Consider the following 1,926-nt stretch of genomic DNA (forward strand, 5'->3'; position numbering starts at 1 on the left):
TTTTCTTCCTGGCATTGGCGATTGTGAGTGTGTATGATGCGATCAAGCTGCGCTAATCAAATGAAGCAAACCGAATACGGCTATGTCAGCCCACAAGAGTATCAGATTGACCGTGATTTGGACGCGTGGATGAAAGGACGGAAGAAATTGAAAGCAATTGTGTACACGAAACCAGGATGTATGAAGTGCCGGCAGACAGTGCGGCAGTTATCCAAGGCGATGCACACCAAGGCTGTGACGGCAACTGCGGACGATATTAAGGCGCTCAAAGCTGGCGGTGTCCAATCCATGCCAGCAGTTTACATATTTGAGGGAAGCAAGCCAATTGACTATTGGTCAGACTTGCGGGTTGATAAGATCAAGCAATACACGGAGGGATAGGCATGTTCTCAAATAATATTAAAGGCCCAAGAAAACTGGTGTCTAATCGGCAGTTGCCTCCACCCGCACCAGTGCCATCAAAAACGGAAGGATACCTGCCAACTCGTGCCACTGCAACTAAGAAATACAAAGACAAATTGATCGGGAAAATAAACGCTGCAATTGAAAAGAACATCGGTACTGCGGACCCAATTTATGTGAGTGTTATCAATTACAATGTAGCAGTCGTCAACGAAGTGATTGAATCATTGAGGAATGCCGGATGGGATGTTGGATGCATTTATGGCAGCGAGCAAGACCGTGCGGCAGCAATTACATTATCTTAGGAGTGATAAAAATGTTTAAAGCAGTGAAACGACCAATGGAATACATTGCAATCAAGGTGCCAGAGGACTGTGAAGATATTGGAAAATTTGTGGGCGAGAAGGCAGTGAAAGCCGGAATCCGGTTAGACATTATTGGGTGTTATGCGGATGGCGGGATATGGACTATTGAAGTTGGCGTTAAAAACAATGAGGCAAAAACTGTCAAACGTGGGTCGGTTATCGTATGTGAAATTAGCCAAGACGGTAGCAAATATCCTGAATCGGTCGATGTTCTGAGTCAGGAAGACTTCGACAAGAAATTCAAGCCGGTTGATGCTAAGCCGCTCTTGGCTAAGCTGAATGAGATCGAGGATGGCATGTTTACTAAGGCTGAAGGCATGTCGTTACCTGATTGCGCAAACGTTCCGCATGTGCGCATCGAATTCGACGACGTTAACGATGCGCCGCATATCTGGATTGACGGTAAGCAAGTAGACAAGCTGCCAGGCAATGGGCTTGTCAGTGTAGACCTGAACTGGCACACGCGAGACCAAACGCTGGTGAGCGGGGAAAACAACCACTACAAGATTGAGTACCTTGATCTTGATGGCGACAAGCGTGTTGGCATTGCTCAGGGTAATCTGCCCAGCAACGATCTATTCAAACAGTAGAGCGAAGGAGGAGCAGCACAATGCGCGTGAAGGCGTGTCGCAAGGCTGGATGTAACAATGTAATCCCTTATAGCCAAGAGAATCCATACTGCGCTAAGCACGCATCCCTGTATAAGCCTAACCATGCTGATGTCGCAAAGCACGTTAAACGTGACACATCATACTATGACAAGTACAAGCGCGACAAAGAGTCTGCTGCATTCTACAAGTCTAAGATATGGGAACACACTGCACGTGATGCTAAAGCTCATGCCTACTTCACATGCGCCATCTGTGGCAGAACGTATGACAAGCCTGGCTATCTAGTCACTGATCACATCGTTCCCTTGAGGATTGACAGGAGCAAGTGCTTAGATCATGACAACCTATGGGTATTATGCAAGGGCTGTCACTATTGGAAAACACAGCTAGAGGAAAAGATATATAAATCACAATCACAAATAGAGAATCTTGATACTGCGACAAAATGGACACGAGAAAAAATATCAGCATGGGTACTTGCTCATAAAAAATAACGGGGGGGCCTATGCAGGTCGCAGGGGACCTCACACACCAGTGTCCATTTGCCG

Annotated in this window: 4 protein-coding genes; all 4 read left to right on the forward strand. The window is 46.5% G+C overall.

All coding sequences use genetic code 11. The features are described 5' to 3' along the window. The first annotated feature begins 60 nt into the window (after window positions 1-60). Genes H627_RS0115280 through H627_RS0115295 form a run of 4 tightly spaced genes read left to right on the forward strand, consistent with a single transcriptional unit; the run spans window position 61 to window position 1,872 of the window. Entirely contained in the window at window positions 61-381 is a 321-nt protein-coding gene (locus H627_RS0115280) for a thioredoxin domain-containing protein (protein ID WP_027829617.1), read from the forward strand. A gap of 2 nt (window positions 382-383) precedes the next feature. Beyond that, window positions 384-707: a hypothetical protein gene (locus tag H627_RS18770; RefSeq protein WP_051225487.1), complete on the forward strand. Its 324-nt coding sequence runs from the start codon at window positions 384-386 to the stop codon at window positions 705-707. Window positions 708-718: 11 nt separating this feature from the next. Continuing rightward, window positions 719-1,357 (forward strand): hypothetical protein, encoded by a 639-nt coding sequence (locus H627_RS0115290; protein ID WP_027829618.1) that lies wholly within the window; start codon window positions 719-721, stop codon window positions 1,355-1,357. A 20-nt stretch (window positions 1,358-1,377) separates the two neighbouring features. Next, window positions 1,378-1,872, forward strand: coding sequence for an HNH endonuclease (locus H627_RS0115295; RefSeq protein ID WP_027829619.1), 495 nt, complete (start codon window positions 1,378-1,380; stop codon window positions 1,870-1,872). Window positions 1,873-1,926 lie beyond the last annotated feature (54 nt).

Source organism: Schleiferilactobacillus harbinensis DSM 16991 (assembly GCF_000425885.1).
GTDB lineage: Bacteria > Bacillota > Bacilli > Lactobacillales > Lactobacillaceae > Schleiferilactobacillus > Schleiferilactobacillus harbinensis.